This window comes from Pedobacter nutrimenti (genome assembly GCF_003208655.1).
Taxonomy (GTDB): Bacteria; Bacteroidota; Bacteroidia; order Sphingobacteriales; family Sphingobacteriaceae; genus Pedobacter; species Pedobacter nutrimenti.
Window position 1 is genome coordinate 732,265 of sequence record NZ_QKLU01000001.1, and the last position, 19,078, is coordinate 751,342.

Annotated in this window: 15 protein-coding genes and 1 riboswitch; of the genes, 12 read left to right on the plus strand and 3 right to left on the minus strand. The window is 42.6% G+C overall.

The window, feature by feature from the left end; translation table 11 throughout:
* Nucleotides 1–59 precede the first annotated feature (59 nt).
* The 11 genes from B0O44_RS03015 to B0O44_RS03065 all read left to right on the plus strand — a co-directional run bounded on the left by B0O44_RS03015 (nt 60) and on the right by B0O44_RS03065 (nt 12,400).
* Nucleotides 60–686, plus strand: coding sequence for a DsbA family protein (locus B0O44_RS03015; protein WP_211321297.1), 627 nt, complete (start codon nt 60–62; stop codon nt 684–686).
* 298 nt (nt 687–984) lie between these two features.
* On the plus strand, nt 985–4,071 hold the full coding sequence (locus B0O44_RS03020; RefSeq protein WP_110827533.1) for a SusC/RagA family TonB-linked outer membrane protein: 3,087 nt from the start codon (nt 985–987) through the stop codon (nt 4,069–4,071).
* A gap of 48 nt (nt 4,072–4,119) precedes the next feature.
* On the plus strand, nt 4,120–5,625 hold the full coding sequence (locus B0O44_RS03025) for a RagB/SusD family nutrient uptake outer membrane protein (RefSeq protein WP_110827534.1): 1,506 nt from the start codon (nt 4,120–4,122) through the stop codon (nt 5,623–5,625).
* 58 nt (nt 5,626–5,683) lie between these two features.
* Nucleotides 5,684–5,772, plus strand: a riboswitch (TPP riboswitch).
* Between the two features lie 54 nt (nt 5,773–5,826).
* The gene (thiS, locus tag B0O44_RS03030) at nt 5,827–6,030 is read left to right on the plus strand and encodes a sulfur carrier protein ThiS (protein ID WP_110827203.1); all 204 of its coding nucleotides are present in this window, start codon (nt 5,827–5,829) and stop codon (nt 6,028–6,030) included.
* Between the two features lie 3 nt (nt 6,031–6,033).
* Nucleotides 6,034–7,830, plus strand: coding sequence for a phosphomethylpyrimidine synthase ThiC (gene thiC, locus B0O44_RS03035; protein ID WP_110827204.1), 1,797 nt, complete (start codon nt 6,034–6,036; stop codon nt 7,828–7,830).
* The gene (locus B0O44_RS03040; protein ID WP_110827205.1) at nt 7,830–8,429 is read left to right on the plus strand and encodes a thiamine phosphate synthase; all 600 of its coding nucleotides are present in this window, start codon (nt 7,830–7,832) and stop codon (nt 8,427–8,429) included. The genes thiC and B0O44_RS03040 overlap by 1 nt, the downstream gene beginning before the upstream one ends.
* Nucleotides 8,405–9,154: a hydroxymethylpyrimidine/phosphomethylpyrimidine kinase gene (locus B0O44_RS03045; protein WP_110827206.1), complete on the plus strand. Its 750-nt coding sequence runs from the start codon at nt 8,405–8,407 to the stop codon at nt 9,152–9,154. The genes B0O44_RS03040 and B0O44_RS03045 overlap by 25 nt, the downstream gene beginning before the upstream one ends.
* On the plus strand, nt 9,147–9,806 hold the full coding sequence (locus B0O44_RS03050) for a thiamine phosphate synthase (RefSeq protein WP_110827207.1): 660 nt from the start codon (nt 9,147–9,149) through the stop codon (nt 9,804–9,806). The genes B0O44_RS03045 and B0O44_RS03050 overlap by 8 nt, the downstream gene beginning before the upstream one ends.
* Nucleotides 9,772–10,542 carry a thiazole synthase gene (locus B0O44_RS03055; RefSeq protein WP_110827208.1) on the plus strand — a complete coding sequence of 257 codons (771 nt, stop codon included), beginning with the start codon at nt 9,772–9,774 and terminating at the stop codon, nt 10,540–10,542. The genes B0O44_RS03050 and B0O44_RS03055 overlap by 35 nt, the downstream gene beginning before the upstream one ends.
* Before the next feature lie 11 nt (nt 10,543–10,553).
* Nucleotides 10,554–11,693, plus strand: coding sequence for a 2-iminoacetate synthase ThiH (gene thiH, locus B0O44_RS03060; protein WP_110827209.1), 1,140 nt, complete (start codon nt 10,554–10,556; stop codon nt 11,691–11,693).
* Nucleotides 11,687–12,400 (plus strand): HesA/MoeB/ThiF family protein, encoded by a 714-nt coding sequence (locus B0O44_RS03065; RefSeq protein ID WP_110827210.1) that lies wholly within the window; start codon nt 11,687–11,689, stop codon nt 12,398–12,400. The genes thiH and B0O44_RS03065 overlap by 7 nt, the downstream gene beginning before the upstream one ends.
* Before the next feature lie 8 nt (nt 12,401–12,408).
* Here B0O44_RS03065 and mgrA read toward each other — a convergent pair whose 3' ends face one another.
* The 3 genes from mgrA to B0O44_RS03080 form a co-directional block, all read right to left on the minus strand.
* Nucleotides 12,409–13,407: an L-glyceraldehyde 3-phosphate reductase gene (gene mgrA / locus B0O44_RS03070; RefSeq protein WP_110827211.1), complete on the minus strand. Its 999-nt coding sequence runs from the start codon at nt 13,405–13,407 to the stop codon at nt 12,409–12,411.
* A 76-nt stretch (nt 13,408–13,483) separates the two neighbouring features.
* A complete protein-coding gene (locus B0O44_RS03075) occupies nt 13,484–14,836 on the minus strand; it encodes a Gfo/Idh/MocA family protein (protein ID WP_110827212.1) in 1,353 nt (450 codons plus the stop codon).
* A 62-nt stretch (nt 14,837–14,898) separates the two neighbouring features.
* On the minus strand, nt 14,899–15,504 hold the full coding sequence (locus B0O44_RS03080) for a hypothetical protein (RefSeq protein WP_146229757.1): 606 nt from the start codon (nt 15,502–15,504) through the stop codon (nt 14,899–14,901).
* 427 nt (nt 15,505–15,931) lie between these two features.
* Between B0O44_RS03080 and B0O44_RS03085 the strand changes: the two genes are divergently transcribed.
* A complete protein-coding gene (locus tag B0O44_RS03085; protein ID WP_110827214.1) occupies nt 15,932–19,066 on the plus strand; it encodes a SusC/RagA family TonB-linked outer membrane protein in 3,135 nt (1,044 codons plus the stop codon).
* Nucleotides 19,067–19,078 lie beyond the last annotated feature (12 nt).

Below are 19,078 nucleotides of genomic sequence, written 5' to 3' on the forward strand. Positions count from 1 at the left end.
TTCTCCTGGTGAGGAGAATTTTAAAGACCGGGATACCTTCAACCTTAAAAACAACAGAAATGACGCAACTGATTTATATTATGGATCCTCTATGTGGTTGGTGTTATGGAAACAGCCACAACATAACTGCACTGTTTGAATCCCACAGAACTGGGTTTAATTTTAAAATCATACCCGCAGGCATGTGGGCAGGGGCAAACACCCGAATGCAGTCTCCGCAAATGGCCGCTTATTTTAAAAAACATGATCAGCAGATATCCAGACTTACAGGTACTGTTTTTGGCGAAGCCTATTTCAGTTTCATTGAGCAACATCCTGTACAGCTTGATAGTGAAATTCCCAGCAGGGCTATTATAACCGTACAGGAATTGTGGCCACAGCAAAATGTAAATTTTATGGTTGCTGTACAACAGGCTAGGTATTTGCATGGAAAAGACCTTAATCCGCAGGATACTTATAAAGTCATTTGTAGCGGGCTGAATATCGATCCGGAAGCATTTACAAATGCATTCAATACCAGAGAAATGCATTTAAAAACCTTGGCTTCTTTCAACCAGGCCCTTCAATACGCTTCCTCCTATCCCACATTACTGTTGGAAAAGGAAGGGAAATTATATCTAATAGAACAAGGCTATGCCAGCTTAAAAGACATAGAAGAAAAAATTACATCCCTGATCGGCCATTAAAACAGGCAAAAAGAATCACCTGCGCAGTTTTGTCAGAATTGCAACACAAATCTAATATCCTATAGGAATAGTAGTTATTATTTATCTACTTTTGCGCCATGAAAACACTTTTACAATTCATCATGCTACGCTCTACCCCTTCTTTAAACGGAACACCGGGCCGTTATATGTGCAGTTGTTGTTGCACCAACTAATCCAAAAAAAACGAATCATTTCATAGTTTATTTTGCCATATCCTGAACAGGATGCTGGGTGGATATCTATGTCCAAAATTTTAACAAAACCAATTATTTTTACAATGAAACTAAGTTTATCAATAGTATTATTGCTGATCAGCTTTCAGTTCGGTTATACACAACAGACCACAACAATAAGCGGTCAGGTCACCGAAAATGGCAGCAATCTGCCACTCCCCGGAGTAAGCATCCTGATTAAAGGTACAAAAACAGGTACAGTGAGCAATTCTGAAGGTCAGTACAAATTAAATCTGCCCGCGGGTCAGCAAACCTTAATTTTTTCTTTCCTGGGTTTCGAAAGCAAAGAGCTTAAGGTCAATGGTTCTTCTACGCTTAACGTGAGTTTATCCACTGCTGCAAACGCCCTAAATGAAGTTGTGGTTATTGCTTATGGTACAGCAAAGCGTTCTAATTATGCAGGCTCCGTTTCCCAGATCAAAAGTGAACAATTGGATAACAGACAGGTGTCTAATATTTCCTCGGCACTTCAGGGACTTGCCCCGGGCGTACAATCCGTTTCTTCCAGCGGACAACCCGGAACAACAGCTTCCATTCGCATCAGGGGTATCGGATCGATCAATGCTTCCAGTGATCCTTTATATGTAGTGGACGGAAACCCCTTTTCTGGTGATATTAACTCCATTAATGTGAACGACATTGCCTCAGTAAGCATTCTCAAAGATGCAGCTTCCAGCGCATTGTATGGCTCCAGAGGCGCAAATGGTGTGATTATCGTAACCACCAAGTCGGGTAAAAATTCAACCGACACACAAATCAGTGCTAATTTTAGCACTGGTATATCCCGACGTGCTGTAAAGGATTATGAGCAAATGAGTACAGACCAGTACTTTGAAAGTTACTGGCTGGCTTTAAAAAACAAACAGCTCACCAATGGTTTAACAGATGCCAGGGCACGCAGTATCGCAAGTCAAAATATCCTGACTGATCTGGGCATTAACCCCTATGGAGCAAATTATCCCCAGCCAGTTGGATTGGATGGCAAAATCACCGCCGGAGCTGTGCCCTTATGGAACGACAGCTGGCAAAAAGCGATGGAACAAAATGCCCTCAGGACGCAGGCCGATTTGAGTTTCAGTGGCGGAACAGATAAAACCCAGTATTTTATTTCAGGTGGCTATCTGAATGACCGGGGTATCGCTCTTGGTTCCGGTTACAGGCGCTACAACGCCAGGGTTAACTTAACCACCCAGGCAAAAAACTGGTTAAAAACTGGTCTGAATATTTCAGCTTCCAATTCCAAGCAGGACTATCCAATGTCTGAAGACAGCAATACCGCAAATGTGATCAACTTTTCCAGGTCAATTCCGAGCTTTTATCCGGTGTATGTAAGGAACGACGACGGCTCCTACCGCTTGGACGCCAATGGTCAGAAAATATTTGATTTTGGTGATTACAGGCCCAATGCGGCCATCCCAAGAAGTAATCTGGCGGCTACAGTAGGCCTGGACAAAAATGAAATTTTTAAAGACAATGTTTCTGCCCGGGTATTTCTGGAAGCGACCATCCTGCCGGAATTGAAACTTAAAACCACTTATAGTGGCGACTATCTGAACAGCAATACCAATGATTACGCAAATCCGCTTCTTGGAGAAAGTGCGGAAACTAAGGGATCCATTTCCAGAAGCAATACCCGGACCTACTCCTGGACCTGGAACAACATATTAACATACGAAAAGAGTTTCAGCGAAGGGCATCACCTGAGTTTACTTGCCGGCCAGGAAATGTATAAATACAATTCCAAATACCTTAGCGGAAGCAGGCAGCGCTTTGGTTTGCCGGGACTATATGAACCGGATGCTGCTGCCCAGTTAAATGATTTTGGTGGCTTTTCAGTAGACTATACCCTTCTGAGTTTTTTTGGCAGGGCTGAATATGATTACAAAAACAAATACCTGCTTTCGGCCTCCTTAAGGTCCGATGGCTCTTCCAGGTTTTCCCCTCAAAGCCGTTGGGGAACCTTCTGGTCATTAGGAGGATCGTGGAGGGCATCTAAAGAAGATTTCCTTAAAGACCTCCCCTGGCTAAGCAACCTGACTTTCCGGAGCAGTTACGGTGCACAGGGAAATGACAATATCGGGGTTTATTATGCTTATGAAGCATTGTACAGAATCAACAACAATCTGGGTGAAAACGGCCTGGTTACTTCCAGGCTTGCCACACCAGACCTTAAATGGGAAACCAATCTGAATTTTAACGTAGGTTTTGATTTCGGTATTTTAAAAGACCGCATCAGTGGTACAGTTGAATATTACAACCGCAGGTCCAAAGACCTTTTATACAGTAAACCCAAAGCTCCTTCCACAGGCTTTACAGCTATTGATGCCAATATTGGGGCCTTGCAAAACACAGGAATTGAAGTACAAATCAATGCAATACCTGTTCAGACCACTGATTTTCGCTGGACCGTCAGCCTGAATGCCAGTCACAATAAAAACAAAATCACAGACTTGCCACAGAACAACCTGATTTCTGGCAATAAACTCCTTCGCGTGGGCGGAACCATTTATGATTTTTATTTAAGAGAATGGGCTGGCGTGAACCCGGCAAATGGTGATCCTTTATGGTATACCGACGATGCCAATGGCCATAAAGTAACCACCAACAACTATACCCTGGCCAAACAATATGTGCAGCCCAGCGCCCTCCCTTATCTTGTAGGCGGTATCACCAATATCTTTAATTACAAACAATTTGAACTCTCTGCTTTGCTTTCTTATAGTCTTGGCGGTAAAATACTTGACAATGATTATGTTGCCCTGATGCAAAACGGAAGCAATCCGGGAGCAGCCTGGTCTACAGAAATGCTCAGTCACTGGACGCCTGAAAACCCGAATACAAATGTGCCCAGGTTAACAACCGATAATTTGGGCTGGACACAAGCCTCCACACGTTTTCTTTACAGCGCCACTTATGCACGTTTAAAAAATGTCACTATAGGCTACAGACTGCCAAAAACCCTTACGGATAAAATTGGTCTTCAGAACCTGAAATTTACGTTGAGTGCTGAAAACCTGCTGACCTTTTACGGACATAAAGGTATGGACCCGGAACAAACTGTTAATGGTGCGACCTATTACAGGTACCCGGCAATCCGGACTTTCTCTGCAGGAGTTAATTTAACTTTCTAGAAGCCTTACATCATCTGACAAATGAACAATATTAAAAAATACAAAGAGATGAAATCCTATATACGAATTACCTTATTTGCCGCTGTCCTTACACTGGTTTTTACCAGTTGCAAAAAGGAATTGACAACGGCCCCCACCAATGCTGTTTCTGAAAACCAGGTTTACAGCAGTGCAGACAATATAGAAACTGTACTTAATGGAACATGGGCTTATATGAATGATACTTTTTTTACGTATGCCAACCCCGGTTACACCACCATTTTAAGAACCAGTGATGCCATGGGCGATGATGTTGCCATTATTACCAATAAGTACGGCTATCGGGATGCGTACCAGTTTACCCAGGCCAACAACCAGACACGCCTGAATGCCATGTGGACCATTCTTTATAAGGTTATTGACAACTGCAATAACATTATCGCCAAGACAGATGCAGCGAGTGGTTCTGAAGACAAAAAAGCACAAGTCAAAGGACAAGCTTATGCACTTCGGGCCAATAGCTATTTAAACCTCGCTACTTATTATCAGTTTTCTTACCTGAAAGACCCTCAGGCAAAGGCGGTACCTCTATATACAACACCTACTGTGGGCTCCACAGAAGGCAAGGCCAAGTCCAGCCTGGAAGAGGTATACCAGCTCATTACTTCTGATTTGAACCAGGCCGAAAAACTACTGGCAGGTTATTCAAGACCACAAGCTTCTAAATTTAAAATCAATATCGATGTGGTTCATGGTTTACAGGCTAGAACTTATCTGAATATGGGGAACTGGGCACTGGCAGCTGAAAAGGCAGCTGCTGCAAGAAAAAATTATCCCTATATGAGCTCAACAGCTTATTATAATGGGTTTAACGAGCTGAGTAATGAAGAGTGGATCTGGGGCCATGGACAAAAACCAGATCAAAGCAATGCCAGTTATACATTCAATTTTCTGGATGTCAGCTCCTCTTCCTCCTATTATTATAGTTTTATGGCGGATCCCAATTTTAAAACTTTATTTGACGACAACGACATCAGGAGCAAACTTTTCTCCTGGGACGGAAGACCCGGCCGTGAAGGTTACCTGCGTTATGCTAAATTTAAGTTCCGGGCAGATCAGACAGGTGATATTGTTTTAATGAGGGCTTCTGAGATGACTTTAATTCAGGCAGAAGCTGCTGCAAGAAATTCAGATTTAACCGGTGCGGCTGGCTACCTCAACGATTTAAGGGCAGCCAGAAAGGCCAATCTATTTGATGTTACCGGAAAAAGCAAAGAAGATGTAATTTCAGCAATTCTTATAGAAAGAAGAAAGGAACTGTGGGGCGAAGGCTTCTCTCTTTCGGATATCCTCAGAACACAAACAGCCGTAAAAAGACTAAGTTATAACGATGCCAAAGGAGATCCGCTTCAGGTAAGTATAACCACGCCTGATGGGACCGTTAAAACTGTTGCTGCAAAACAACATACCACTTTGAAATTTCCTGATGGAAGTCCATTTGTGCCCAACAGTTCTTATTATCTGTTTAACATCCCTCAATCAGAGCTCAACACCAATCCAAACCTGAGCAATTAAAAACAAAAGCTGTCCCGAAAAGACAGCTTTTGTTTTTATCAATAAGTTTTCTACCTTAGTCAAACTTTAGGGGTGCCTTAGTGCTGAGAAATACCCTTTGAACCTGATGCGGTTAGTACCGCCGAAGGGAAAAGTAAGATGAATCGCTGTGTGCCTACCGGGCACTCCTAATTCATTCCTAAAGTGCTAATCAGAACAGGAATGAAAATCAAAATCAACAACCAGGAAAAAGAAGTTGCAGAAAACATTACCCTGCAAAACATAGTCTCGGACTATTTAGGCGAAAAGCAGAATGGCACAGCTGTAGCGGTCAATCAATCCGTAATCAGCCGGCCCCTTTATGGCAGCTACACCCTGAGGGACAATGACGATATTTTAATCATTAAAGCCACACAGGGAGGATAGATCATGAACAACTCAAAAAAAATCCACGTCAGTGGCCGGCTGCATGACATCAAAGTGGCCATGCGTCAGATTACGCTTACAGAAACCAAACTGCACAGCGGCGGTATAGAATTAAATGCACCCGTCACGGTGTATGATACCAGCGGACCTTATACAGACGAAAACATAAAGATTGATTTAAAGAAAGGCCTGCCCCGCTTAAGGGAGCAATGGATCCTTGATCGTGGTGATGTAGAAGAACTTTCGGCTGTAAGTTCTCATTATGGTAAAGAAAGAAAAGAGAATGCCTCGCTGGACCATTTAAGGTTTGAACATATTAAATTGCCCCTGCGTGCAAAACAGGGCCTCAATGTCACGCAACTCCATTATGCAAAAAAAGGAATCATTACCCCCGAAATGGAATACATTGCCATAAGGGAAAATCAGCTGATCAACGAAATGAGTGGTCAATTTCCCGAAACAACCGAAATGCTCAGCACACAGCATCCCGGTCATAGTTTTGGGGCGAACACTCCAAAAGGCTTTATCAGTCCCGAATTTGTAAGAACCGAAATCGCTGCCGGCAGGGCCATTATCCCCAATAACATCAACCATCCGGAAAGTGAGCCCATGATTATAGGTCGCAATTTCCTGGTAAAAATTAATGCAAACATTGGAAATAGTGCTGTTACCTCCAGTATTGAAGAAGAAGTAGACAAAGCGGTATGGGCCTGTCGCTGGGGCGCAGATACCATTATGGATCTTTCCACAGGAAAAAACATCCATGAAACCCGTGAATGGATTATCCGCAATTCCCCGGTTCCGATTGGCACTGTGCCAATTTACCAGGCGCTGGAAAAAGTGAACGGAAAAGCCGAAGACCTGACCTGGGAACTGTTCAGGGATACCCTGATCGAGCAGGCAGAACAAGGCGTATCTTATTTTACCATCCACGCCGGCGTATTGCTGAGGTATATTCCACTCACCGCAAAAAGGGTTACCGGAATTGTTTCCAGAGGAGGCAGTATTATGGCCAAATGGTGCCTGGCCCATCATCAGGAAAATTTCCTTTATACTCATTTTGAAGACATCTGTAAAATTATGCAGGCTTATGATGTCGCTTTCTCATTAGGTGACGGGTTAAGGCCCGGTTCAATCGCAGATGCCAACGATGCAGCACAATTTGCAGAATTGGAAACACTTGGAGAACTGACCAAAATTGCCTGGAAATACGACGTACAAGTGATGGTAGAGGGTCCCGGACACGTTCCTATGCACCTGATCAAAGAAAACATGGACAAACAACTCCGGGAATGTCATGAAGCACCATTTTATACACTTGGTCCATTAACCACGGATATTGCACCAGGTTATGATCACATTACTTCTGCTATTGGTGCAGCAATGATTGGTTGGTTTGGTACAGCCATGCTTTGTTATGTAACCCCAAAAGAACATCTTGGGCTACCCAATAGGAAAGACGTAAAGGATGGAGTCATCACCTATAAACTTGCGGCCCATGCTGCCGATTTGGCAAAAGGCCACCCGGGTGCTCAATACAGGGATAACGCCTTAAGCAAAGCCAGATTTGAATTCAGATGGGAAGACCAGTTTAACCTTTCCCTTGACCCCGAAACAGCCAGGGAATTTCACGATGAAACCTTGCCTGCCGAAGGTGCTAAAATTGCGCATTTCTGTTCCATGTGCGGTCCTAAATTCTGCTCTATGAAAATCACCCAGGAAATCAGGGATTCAGCAGCAAGTGGATTATTTGAAAAGGCAGAAGAGTTTAAAAGTAAAGGCAGTCAGATTTATTCCTGATGCAGGTTATTGTGGTATCCAATCCGGCTTCCTTAAACAGGGAGCCGGAAATTATCAATGCATTTTTTGAGCATGGCCTTTCTGTTTTTCACTTGCGCAAACCGGATTATACCAGGGAGCAATTGGCCTTACTTATCCAGCAGATCAAAACAGAGTACCATTCTAAAATTGCATTACACCATCACCATGAACTGATCAATGAATATAAAATCCGCAGATTACACTATCCTGAAAAATTAAGAAAAGAATGTCCCGGGCTTTTGAAAAAACCAGGTTATACTTACTCCACTTCCATCCATAACCTTGCAGAATATGAACGGATTTCAGACCTGTTTGACTACGTTTTACTCGGACCGGTATTTGATAGCATTAGTAAAAAAGGATATAAATCAATAGATCAATCAAATCACCCTAACAAACTGTATAACAAAAAGATGAATATAATTGGAATTGGCGGTATAACCCAAAGTAATGGAAAAAAAGCGTTGGAATATGGCTTCAACGGACTTGCTTTAATGGGTTACTTATGGCAAATGGAACGGCCTGAAGAAAATTTCAAACAATTGTTAAACTCATGGAATACCAAAGAAATATTGTAACGAGTATTGCAGGACTGGACCCTTCGGGCGGGGCTGGTATACTGGCCGATATCAAAACCTTTGAGCAGCACCATTGCCTGGGCTTTGGGGTTGCCTCTGCCCTTACCGCCCAAACAGAAGATCAGTTTTTCGACCTCAAATGGCTCTCCTTTCAACAGATCCTGGTCCAGACTGAACCCCTGATCAAACACTACCATCCAGCCGTACTGAAAATTGGCATGATAGAAAACCTGAACGTGATGAACAAACTCATTACCTGGTTAAAGAACTGCTCTCCTGCCCTTAAAATTATCTGGGACCCGGTACTATCTGCCAGTTCTGGCTGTACTTTTATTTCAGAAATAGACAAGAACCTTCTGTATCACATTCTCAGTAATATTTATCTTTTAACCCCAAATACAAATGAAGCACAAAGCCTTAGCGCCCTGGAGAATGAGCAGCAAGCCGCTAAAAAACTAAGCCAATACTGCAATGTATTGCTCAAAGGGGGGCACTCACCAAACCATAAAGGAACAGATTTACTGTTTTCGGCAGACAAAATCCTTAGCCTGAACGCTTCGACAGATAATTTACCGCAAAAACATGGATCCGGCTGTATTCTTTCCTCCGCAATAGCGGCCAATGTAGCCAACGGTCTGAGGCTCGAAGAAGCCTGTTTTAAGGCAAAGCGATACACCGAAAAAATCCTCAATAGCAATCACCACTTATTGGCCTATCATGCTTGAAAAACTACAGTACATCTCTCAGGGAGAAAACGAAAAAGAGCAGCTTAACAACATCAGAAAAGCTTTAGATAATGGCTGTAACTGGATACAGTTAAGGTATAAAAACAAACCAGAAACAGAAGTACAGCTATTGGCCGACAAAGTAAAAAAACACATCAGCAGTTTTTCAGCATGTCGTTTCATTGTCAATGACTTTCCGGCTGCCGCACTTTCTTCGGGAGCAGAGGGAGTACATTTAGGCCTTCAGGACAGTTCGGTAAAAAAAGCAAGAATATTGCTGGGACCGAATAAACTTATCGGAGGCACGGCAAACACCCTGGAAGACCTGATGAAACGGAACGAAGAACAATGCGATTACATTGGTCTTGGGCCCTTCAGGTATACCCCAACCAAATTAAAATTAAGCCCCATTCTGGGCATTGAGGGCTATAAACATTTATTGGAGTCGCTCCGTATACAAAAAATCAATATCCCACCGGTATTTGCCATTGGCGGTATAACACCCGGGGATGTAGATGCTTTACTGCAGGCCGGCGTATATGGAATTGCCCTATCTGGATTGATTACCCATCACCCTCACCAGGCTGAACTTATCAAAAAATTAAAAGAAATCTTATATGGAAAAATTGAATATAGCAGACAAGGAATTTAGTTCCAGGCTTTTTCTGGGAACCGGAAAATTTGGATCCATAGCCGAAATGGAGGCCGCTGTACTCGCCTCGGAAACCGAAATGGTGACCATTGCTTTAAAAAGAATAGATGCAGAAACAGAAACAGATACTTTAACCAGTTGCTTCAAACCACACCATATTAATCTGTTACCTAATACTTCCGGGGCTCGAAATGCAAAAGAAGCTATCTTCGCCGCGCAGCTGGCCAGAGAAGCGATGGAAACCAACTGGCTTAAGCTTGAAATTCATCCAGACCCAAAATACCTCATGCCCGATGCGCTTGAAACCCTCAGGGCAACAGAAGAACTTGCAAAAATGGGATTTATCATTTTACCCTATATCCATGCAGACCCGGTCCTCTGCAAACAGCTGGAAAATGCCGGAACAGCAGCAGTGATGCCTCTAGGTGCTCCTATAGGTACAAACAAAGGTCTAAAGACCATTGACTTTTTAGAGATCATCATTGAACAAAGCAAAGTGCCGGTAATTGTGGACGCAGGTATAGGTGCCCCCTCCGATGCAGCCAAAGCCATGGAAATCGGGGCAGACGCTGTACTGGTGAACACCGCCATTGCAAGCTCCAAAGACCCTGTGCAAATGGCCCTTGCCTTTAAACTAGCCGTAACATCCGGAAGAATAGCTTTTCTGGCCGGGACCGGTGCCAGCCGAAACCAAGCTGAGGCCAGCAGCCCACTCACCGCCTTTTTAAACCTATAAATCTGATTTATATGTTCACCGAACAATTTAACAAGTACAGCTGGGAAATAATAAAACAAAGCATCCTTAACAAAACAGCACATGATGTACGGATGGCTTTACAAAAGGAAAAAAGGGACCTTGAAGATTTCAAAGCATTAATTTCTCCTGCCGCTGCCCCCCATCTGGAGGAAATGGCAGTAATAAGTCAAAAACTTACGCAGAAACGATTTGGAAAAACCATACAAATGTATATTCCTCTGTACCTGAGCAACGAATGCCAGAACATATGCACGTATTGTGCCTTTAGCCTGGACAATAAGATCAGAAGAAAAACCCTCAGCGATGCAGAAATCCTGGAAGAAGTAAGAATGATCAAGAAGATGGGCTACGACCATGTTTTACTCGTGACCGGCGAGGCAAATCAAACTGTCGGTGTGGAATACCTGAAAAAAGCCATTCGTTTGATTAAGCCTTATTTTTCTAATGTATCACTTGAAGTTCAGCCACTAGATACAACTGATTATACGGAACTTATTGAAGAAGGATTAAATACTGTTTTGGTTTACCAGGAAACCTATCATCAGGAAAATTACAAATTCTATCATCCAAAAGGGAAAAAATCAAATTTCAATTATCGCCTGGAAACACCCGACAGACTGGGTAAAGCAGAAATACACAAAATTGGACTGGGAACCCTTATTGGACTGGAAGATTGGAGAACAGATTGTTTCTTTACCGCCCTTCACCTGAATTACCTGGAAAAGAATTACTGGCAAACCAAATACTCTGTGTCCTTTCCCAGATTAAGACCAATTGAACTGGCCGGAACTGAACAAACCGTTTTGAAGGATTACGACAATTACATGAATGACAGGGAGCTCGTTCAGCTGATTTGTGCATGGAGGCTGTTCAATACGGAGCTGGAAATTTCCATTTCTACCCGGGAAGAAGAGCGTTTCAGGAACCACCTTGTAAAATTGGGCATCACCAGTATGAGTGCGGGTTCCAAGACCAATCCTGGTGGCTATGCAGTGGAGCAAGGCTCCCTGGAACAGTTTGAAATTTCGGACGAACGCAGTGCAGAGGAAGTTGCAGAAATGATTAAAAAACAAGGATATGAACCCGTTTGGAAAGACTGGGACAAAACATTGGGCGCTAAATTATGTTAAATAAAGAAGAATTTAAAAGATACCTCAAACAGGTTATGCTGGATGATATTGGGTTGGAGGGTCAGAATACATTAAAAAATGCCCGGGTTGCCGTTGTCGGCGCGGGAGGCCTGGGATGCCCGGTATTACAATACCTCAATTCTACAGGTATTGGCACTCTAGGTATTATTGACTTCGACGTTGTAGAGGAATCCAACCTGCACCGACAGGTACTATATGGTCAGGCACATATTGGACAAAAAAAAGCCGAAACGGCCTCCAGACAGCTCGCCGCTCAAAATCCGCATACCGTCTTTGAAGTACATCATGTATTACTTAATGAAGAAAATGTTTCAGAAATCCTTTCTGCGTACGATGTGATCGTAGATGGCTGCGATAATTTTGCGACCCGTTATGTTGTAAATGACGCCTGTGTCCATTTAGAAAAGCCATTAATTTATGGTAGTATTTTAGGTTACAATGGTCAGATCGCCGGTTTTAACATCAATGGATCAAAAAACCTCAGGGACCTTTTTGAAGAAGCACCAAACCCTGAAGACGTCCCGTCCTGTTCTGAAAATGGTGTTTTGGCGACCGTACCAGGCATCATAGGGCTTTTAATGGCCCAGTTTACCATTGATGTTATTTTAAAACGGTTCCTTTTTCAGGATAAGTTTATCGTGTTTAATACAAGCACAATGGATCGAACGATATTAAGTATTTCTTAAAACCGGAACTACAAGTTCCGGTTTAAAATTTCGTTGATTTGCTGAAGTTCTGCCTCTGTGAAAATAATATTATCCAGGCATTTCAGGGAATCGGCCAATTGTTCTGGCTTACTTGCCCCTACCAGAACAGAGCTTACCCTCGGATCTTTTAACAACCAGGACAAGGCCATATGCGCTAATTTTTGCCCCCTGCTTTTCGCAAGCGCGTTGAGTTCATGGATTTGCTGCAATTTACTTTCTGTGATCTGACCGGTCTGTAGAAAACCATGGGCTTTGGCCGCTCTTGAATCGGCTGGAATCCCACTAAGGTATTTATCGGTAAGCAAGCCCTGGGCCAATGGTGAAAATGGGATACAGCCAACCCCCTGTTGTCCCAAAATATCCATTAATCCATTTTCCACCCAACGTTCAAACATGGAGTATTTGGGTTGATGGATAAGACATGGGGTCCCCAGTTCTTTAAGGACTTTAATTGCTTCGGCCGCCTGCTCGGCATTGTAATTCGATATACCGACATAAAGTGCTTTTCCTTGTTTTACGATCTGGTCCAATGCCATCATCGTTTCGGTAATGGGCGTTTCCGGATCCGGCCTGTGGTGATAAAAGATATCCACATAGTCCAGCTGCATTCTTTTTAAACTTTGATCCAAACTGGAAACCAGATACTTTTTAGATCCCCAATCTCCATAAGGCCCCTTCCACATGGTATAACCGGCTTTGGTAGAAATGATCATCTCATCCCTGAACGTTTTAAAGTCTTCTTTTAAAATTTTTCCAAAGTTTTCTTCAGCAGAGCCCGGAGGCGGCCCGTAGTTATTGGCCAGATCAAAATGAGTAACGCCGTGGTCAAAAGCAAGTTTCAGGATGGCCCTGGAGTTTTCCAGCACATCCACATGACCGAAATTATGCCAAAGCCCCAGGGACAAAGCCGGCAGTTTTAAGCCACTTTGCCCGCAGCGGCGAAATTGCATTTTCTCGTATCTGTCTTCAGCGGGGATATAAGTCATATCTTATTATTTTAATGCTAAATAACAAAAAAAGCCCCTAACAGGGGCTCTTTCACTCAATTATTATTCTAACCTATTAATAATCATCATTTAATGCAAAGACAGCTTGCCTGGTCATCCATTTACCGCTGGTAAAATCCGGAAAATCAATTGTTTCATTTCCAAGCTCTATAGACTGCTCACTTAAAGGGGTGATTGCACTCCAGGCGGCCGCATCATACACATCCAAAGGTGTTGGCGTCCCGCGCTTTACTGACTCAATAAAGGCATGGACCACAAAGAAGTCCATTCCCCCGTGACCTGCACCCTGCGCATCATTACCATACTTTTTCCATAATGGATGATCGTATTTTTCCAACCATTCTTTTGCGCTGTCCCATTGGTGCGGCTTACTTTGACCTTCTACATACACGCTCTTGTTCAGGTCCATCCATAAACCATTGGTTCCCTGCACCCTAAAACCTAATGAATAAGGTCTGGGTGAGTTTGTGTCGTGCTGAAGGATGATGGTCTCACCGTTGGCACACTGTATGGTTGTTGTAACAATATCGCCCAATCTGAATTTCACTTTAGCATTGGGATGATTTTCACCCCCATGATCCACGATATATTTATGCAAACCCCTCGACTGTGTTGCAAATGAACTCAACTTAAGAAATCTGTTTCCCCGGTTGATATTGATACACTGGGCAACAGGTCCAATTCCGTGGGTGGGATAAAGATCACCATTCCGGTGTACAGAGTGATTTGTCCTCCATCTGGCTTCAGAGAAACCTTTTTCATTAAATTCAACTCCTCCTCCATAGGGTTTTACACCGTCATTGAATTTCACCTCTCTCAGGTCATGTTGATATCCGCCCTGCAAATGGGTAATTTCACCAAACAAACCTTGCCGAACCATATTTAAAACCGCAAGCACATCCCTTCGGTAACATACATTTTCCAGCATCATGACTTGCGCGTCGTGCTTTTCAGCAGCCTGAACAACATCCCAGTGATCTTGCAGCGTTATACCCAGCATAACTTCTGTAGCCACATATTTCAATCCCGCTTCCAGCGAACCTATAATCATTGGCTTATGCCATTCCCAGGGAGTGGCAATCAGAACAGATTTCAAATCTTTGATCTGGAGCATTTTTTTCCAGGCATTATTGTCACCTGTAAAAACCTTAGGCATCGGCTTTCCGCTTTTGGTAATCATTGCTTTGGCCATATCCAGCATTCTTGCATCCACATCACAGATGGCAACCACATCCACATCATCCCTTTTTAAAAGTAAGGCTAAATGGTTTTGTCCGCGCAAACCTACTCCGATCATGGCAATTTTTACCTTTTCACCTGCATAGTTGGCAAAAAGTGTCTTTTCAGGCAGAATGGTCAGGGCTGCAGCAGTCAGACTGGTTGTTCTTACAAATTCTCGTCTGTTCATAATTGTGTTTTCGTTTTGTTTTATCGTTATTAAATTCTTCAAAGAGGCTTTTGGCCCTCTGTTTAATTATTTTCTAATTTTCTTCCTTCAATTTTTAAAAAGCTCCATTTCACCGCCTTACCACCTCCATAGCTTTGTTCTAATAAGCCTATGTCTCCTGAAAAGTCTGTCATCTTAAAGGAATCCGTTTTTAAAGTCGACAGCGTTAATCCTCCATTATCCAGGATTTTCAGTTTTACAAAGGCTTTATCATTTTCACGGGGGCTGATTTCCATTATCAATTTCATATCCCCTATAAGTTGTTCTGCCGGAAGCTTCCTTTCTGTTTTGTGCGGGCCTATAAAAAGACACCCATCAACATCCAGTCCGACTTTAACAGGCTCAGCAGACTGCTCTTGTTTTGCTTTTAGTCCAACGAGCAAGCCTACATTTTTTATAGCCTTACTATAAACAAAATGAAAATGAATTGAAAAACCGTAATCCGGGACAACATCATGTGTAAATCGACCATCTGCAGGAAACGCAGTCCATTCCCTGTAAGTACTTACTGTCCCATCTGTACACAAATGTACAGGCGCAGAAATCACCGGATTTGGTTCCATCACAATGGGTTCATCGAATGAACTGCTTTTAAAAAGTAGCGTAAAGACATCTCTTCTGTGCATCATTCAGGGAATTAGGTTTGGTTTAGTTGTTCCAAGGTAGAGTTTTTCTTTTCAAGGTGATCAATCATTCTTTCCAATAATCACGCAAACGTTTGACAACAAAGCAATCAAACGTTTGCTTTAAATTTCCGAAAAACAACATTTACCTGGATTAAGTGCAAAAAAATCCACCCTAAAAGCCTAAAAATCCAAAAACATAACCAGAACCCCTTAAAGACCATAAAAAAGCGCTGTAAAAAGCATACTTTTTTTCGATTTCAACTCCTTTCACAACCCAAAAAACAACAAAATCCCTATCAAACGTTTGCGTGAATTTAGAAAGCTTCAAATTGAAGCTTCAGTTCATTTGCTTTATACCTTTCAACTATTCTTTTGAGGGAGAAGCGGCTCCCAAAAGAAAACACAACTAACCAAACCTAAAATTCAACACATGACAAAGATTTACAAGCAATCTGGTCTGGTTCCTTCTGGAACCTCCCCTCATTTCAGAAAAGCAAAGCGGCCTCTTCTGAATCAATTAAAAAAGGCAATTCCTTTAATGCTTCTTACCTTATTATCTGTGATGACTTATGCACAAACAACCCTTACAGGTAAAGTTACAGATGAAACCGGAGCACCCCTACCTGGCGTCTCCGTAAAAGTAAAAAATGCCCCAGGGGCTGCCATGACAGATGTAAATGGTAAATACAATATCCAGGCATCTGCTAAAGCGATTTTAGAATTTACGTACGTAGGTTACCTGAAACAGGAAATATCCGTTTCAGGGCAAAACACCATCAATGTAACCTTACAACCAGATTCCAAATTAATGGATGAGGTAATTGTGGTGGGTTACACCACTAAAAACAAATCGCAGATTGTGAGTTCTGTATCTACAGTAACATCAAAACAATTACTGGACGTAACCAGCAACAGTACAGCGAGCCTTTTACAGGGAAAAGCTTCTGGTGTAATGGTATCCACGACCTCCGGTCAGCCAGGTACCACTCCTTCCATCCGGATTAGGGGTACCGGAACAATTACCTCTGGCGCAGAACCATTAACGGTTGTGGACGGAATCATCGGGGGCTCGGCCAACCCGAGAGACATTGAATCGGTAACCATACTAAAAGATGCAGCAGCGACTGGTCTTTATGGCTCAAGAGCGGCCAACGGTGTTCTTGTGATTACAACAAAACAAGGAAAAAGTGGAAAAACAAAGGTTGATTACAGCGGTTCGTTTGGTATTAATAATGCTTCTCAGGGTAACTTTAAGCTCATGACCGGGCAACAACTCCTGGATTTTTATACACCTTTATACAATACCGATTATACCACTAAACGCAATGCCAATATTACAACCTTAAAAAAAACAGTACCCAATCCGACGCAACAGCAAATAGACGATTATTTAACCAGTAAAGGCATTCCGCTAACTTCAGGTGCTTATCTGGCACAAAGCCTTCCTGCAGTACCGGAGAATACCAACTGGAGAGATATTGCCTTCAGACAAGCTTACACCAACAATCAGGCTATTAATATTTCCGGTGGTGATGAAAAAACGAAATTTTATGTAGGGGCAAATTATTACGATGAGCAGGGAACCTTAATCAACACAGATTATAAAAATTTCACTTTCAGGGTTAATCTGGAGCATCAGATTAATAAACGTTTTAAAGTAACGGCAAGGATCAACAGCAGTTTTAGTAAAACACAAAACGATCCAAGCGGTGCTTTATATCAGGCCTATACCAATAGCCCATGGGATAATCCGTATAATCCGGACGGCAGTCCAAAGTACGTGGATTTTACCACTAAAGGATGGTATGGCCGGGATGCAAACAACTTTTTGTTTTCCAGTCAGTATGACAGAAACAATTCCAGAGGACAAAACCTGACCGGAGATGTAAAATTAGATTATAAAATCGCCGATTGGATTAGCTTTTCAACCTCTAACCGCTATACAGCAACCAATTCCCGTTCAGAAAAACTGACAGATCCCCGTACCCCATCCGGAAAGTCATTGGGAGGAGAAGTGTATACAGCCTATGGCTATACCAATTCCTTTATCACCTCCAACCTTTTCAATGCAAACCACAGCTTTGGAAAACACAACCTAAGCGGAATTGCAGGTTTTGAATACCAACAGAATTATTTGGATGGCATGAATGCGACAGCCGACGGTATTTTACCGGGATTATATGTTTTGGATGCTACAGCAACTCCGAAACTGGTGAACGGAACAAATTCAAAAAGCCGTTATGTATCGGAATTGTTTATGGGAGATTACAACTATGACAACCGTTACTTCGCTACAGTTTCTTTAAGGAACGATGCCTCTTCTAAATTTGGCCGCAACCATTTAAGCGGACTATTCTATTCATTTGCAGGAGGATGGAACATTTCGAATGAAAAGTTTTTTGAATCCAAAACCATTACAAACCTTAAATTAAGGGGCAGTTACGGAATAACCGGAAATACGCCTTCTGGTGACTATTCTCACCTGGACCTTTACCTGGCAAACATACAGTATGCGACCATTCCCGGAGCTTATCCCCGCAGTTTGCCAAACCCCAACCTGACCTGGGAAACACCTACAACCATAAACGCAGGTATTAACATTGGTTTCTGGAACAGGATTGATTTAAGTGTAGACGTCTATCAGCGGACAAACAAAGACCTGATTATCGATGTACCCCTTAACTCGGCTACCGGTTTCTATTATTCGACCCAGAACATCGGAAGTGTTCGCAACAAGGGTATAGATATTGAATTAAATACGAAGAACCTTGTAGGCGAATTTAAATGGAACAGTACCTTTAACATCGGTTTTAATAAAAACAGGGTAATCAGTCTGTACAAAGACCAGCCGATTCCAAAAGGCTTGCAACAAATTGCAGTTGGAAAAGACTTGAATTCCTGGTATATGGCAGAATGGGCTGGTGTGGATCCAAATACAGGCGCGCCTCAATGGTATACCAATACCCTTGATGCTTCCGGCAATTACGTAAAAACAATTACAAACAACCAGGCCCTGGCAAAACCAGCCTATGTTGGTACTGCGACCCCAAAATTCACCGGTGGATTTGCCAATGATTTCTCTTATAAAAACTTCACTTTAAGTGCCTTTATGAATTTCGTATATGGCAGCAAAATATACAATTCCAGCAGGGAACTTTTCGATGCCGATGGTGCCTACCCTCAATACAACAGTATGGTGTTAAAAGAAGGCTGGAGCAGATGGGAAAAACCCGGAGATATTGCAACCCATCCCCTGCCTGTATTAAACGGCAATGGGTCCAACAAAACATCCTCAAGATATCTGGAAAACGGTTCTTACATCCGTTTACGTAATGTCACCTTAGGATATAATTTACCGGAAAGTATCAATCAAAAACTAAAAGTATCTAACATCCGCGTTTTTGTTAGCGGGGATAACCTGGTGACCTTAACCGGTTTCTCAGGTATGGACCCGGAAGTATCCAATGTGGTTTCGGGCTCCAGCTCTACAGAATCAAATGGCGTAAGCGGGACCAAATATCCGATCAGCAAGAAAATTTTATTTGGTGTTAACGTGAGTTTCTAAAGGATAAACTAT

Bases quoted from the DNA above. Each gene is read 5' to 3' on its own strand.
- B0O44_RS03020 (WP_110827533.1), top strand. From the start codon at position 985: ATGAAACTAAGTTTATCAATAGTATTATTGCTGATCAGCTTTCAGTTC.
- B0O44_RS03040 (WP_110827205.1), top strand. From the start codon at position 7,830: ATGCAGGTTATTGTGGTATCCAATCCGGCTTCCTTAAACAGGGAGCCG.
- B0O44_RS03025 (WP_110827534.1), top strand. From the start codon at position 4,120: ATGAAATCCTATATACGAATTACCTTATTTGCCGCTGTCCTTACACTG.
- B0O44_RS03075 (WP_110827212.1), bottom strand. From the start codon at position 14,836: ATGAACAGACGAGAATTTGTAAGAACAACCAGTCTGACTGCTGCAGCC.
- thiS (WP_110827203.1), top strand. From the start codon at position 5,827: ATGAAAATCAAAATCAACAACCAGGAAAAAGAAGTTGCAGAAAACATT.
- mgrA (WP_110827211.1), bottom strand. From the start codon at position 13,407: ATGACTTATATCCCCGCTGAAGACAGATACGAGAAAATGCAATTTCGC.
- B0O44_RS03045 (WP_110827206.1), top strand. From the start codon at position 8,405: ATGGAATACCAAAGAAATATTGTAACGAGTATTGCAGGACTGGACCCT.
- B0O44_RS03085 (WP_110827214.1), top strand. From the start codon at position 15,932: ATGACAAAGATTTACAAGCAATCTGGTCTGGTTCCTTCTGGAACCTCC.
- B0O44_RS03055 (WP_110827208.1), top strand. From the start codon at position 9,772: ATGGAAAAATTGAATATAGCAGACAAGGAATTTAGTTCCAGGCTTTTT.
- B0O44_RS03080 (WP_146229757.1), bottom strand. From the start codon at position 15,504: ATGATGCACAGAAGAGATGTCTTTACGCTACTTTTTAAAAGCAGTTCA.
- B0O44_RS03015 (WP_211321297.1), top strand. From the start codon at position 60: ATGACGCAACTGATTTATATTATGGATCCTCTATGTGGTTGGTGTTAT.
- B0O44_RS03065 (WP_110827210.1), top strand. From the start codon at position 11,687: ATGTTAAATAAAGAAGAATTTAAAAGATACCTCAAACAGGTTATGCTG.
- thiH (WP_110827209.1), top strand. From the start codon at position 10,554: ATGTTCACCGAACAATTTAACAAGTACAGCTGGGAAATAATAAAACAA.
- B0O44_RS03050 (WP_110827207.1), top strand. From the start codon at position 9,147: ATGCTTGAAAAACTACAGTACATCTCTCAGGGAGAAAACGAAAAAGAG.
- thiC (WP_110827204.1), top strand. From the start codon at position 6,034: ATGAACAACTCAAAAAAAATCCACGTCAGTGGCCGGCTGCATGACATC.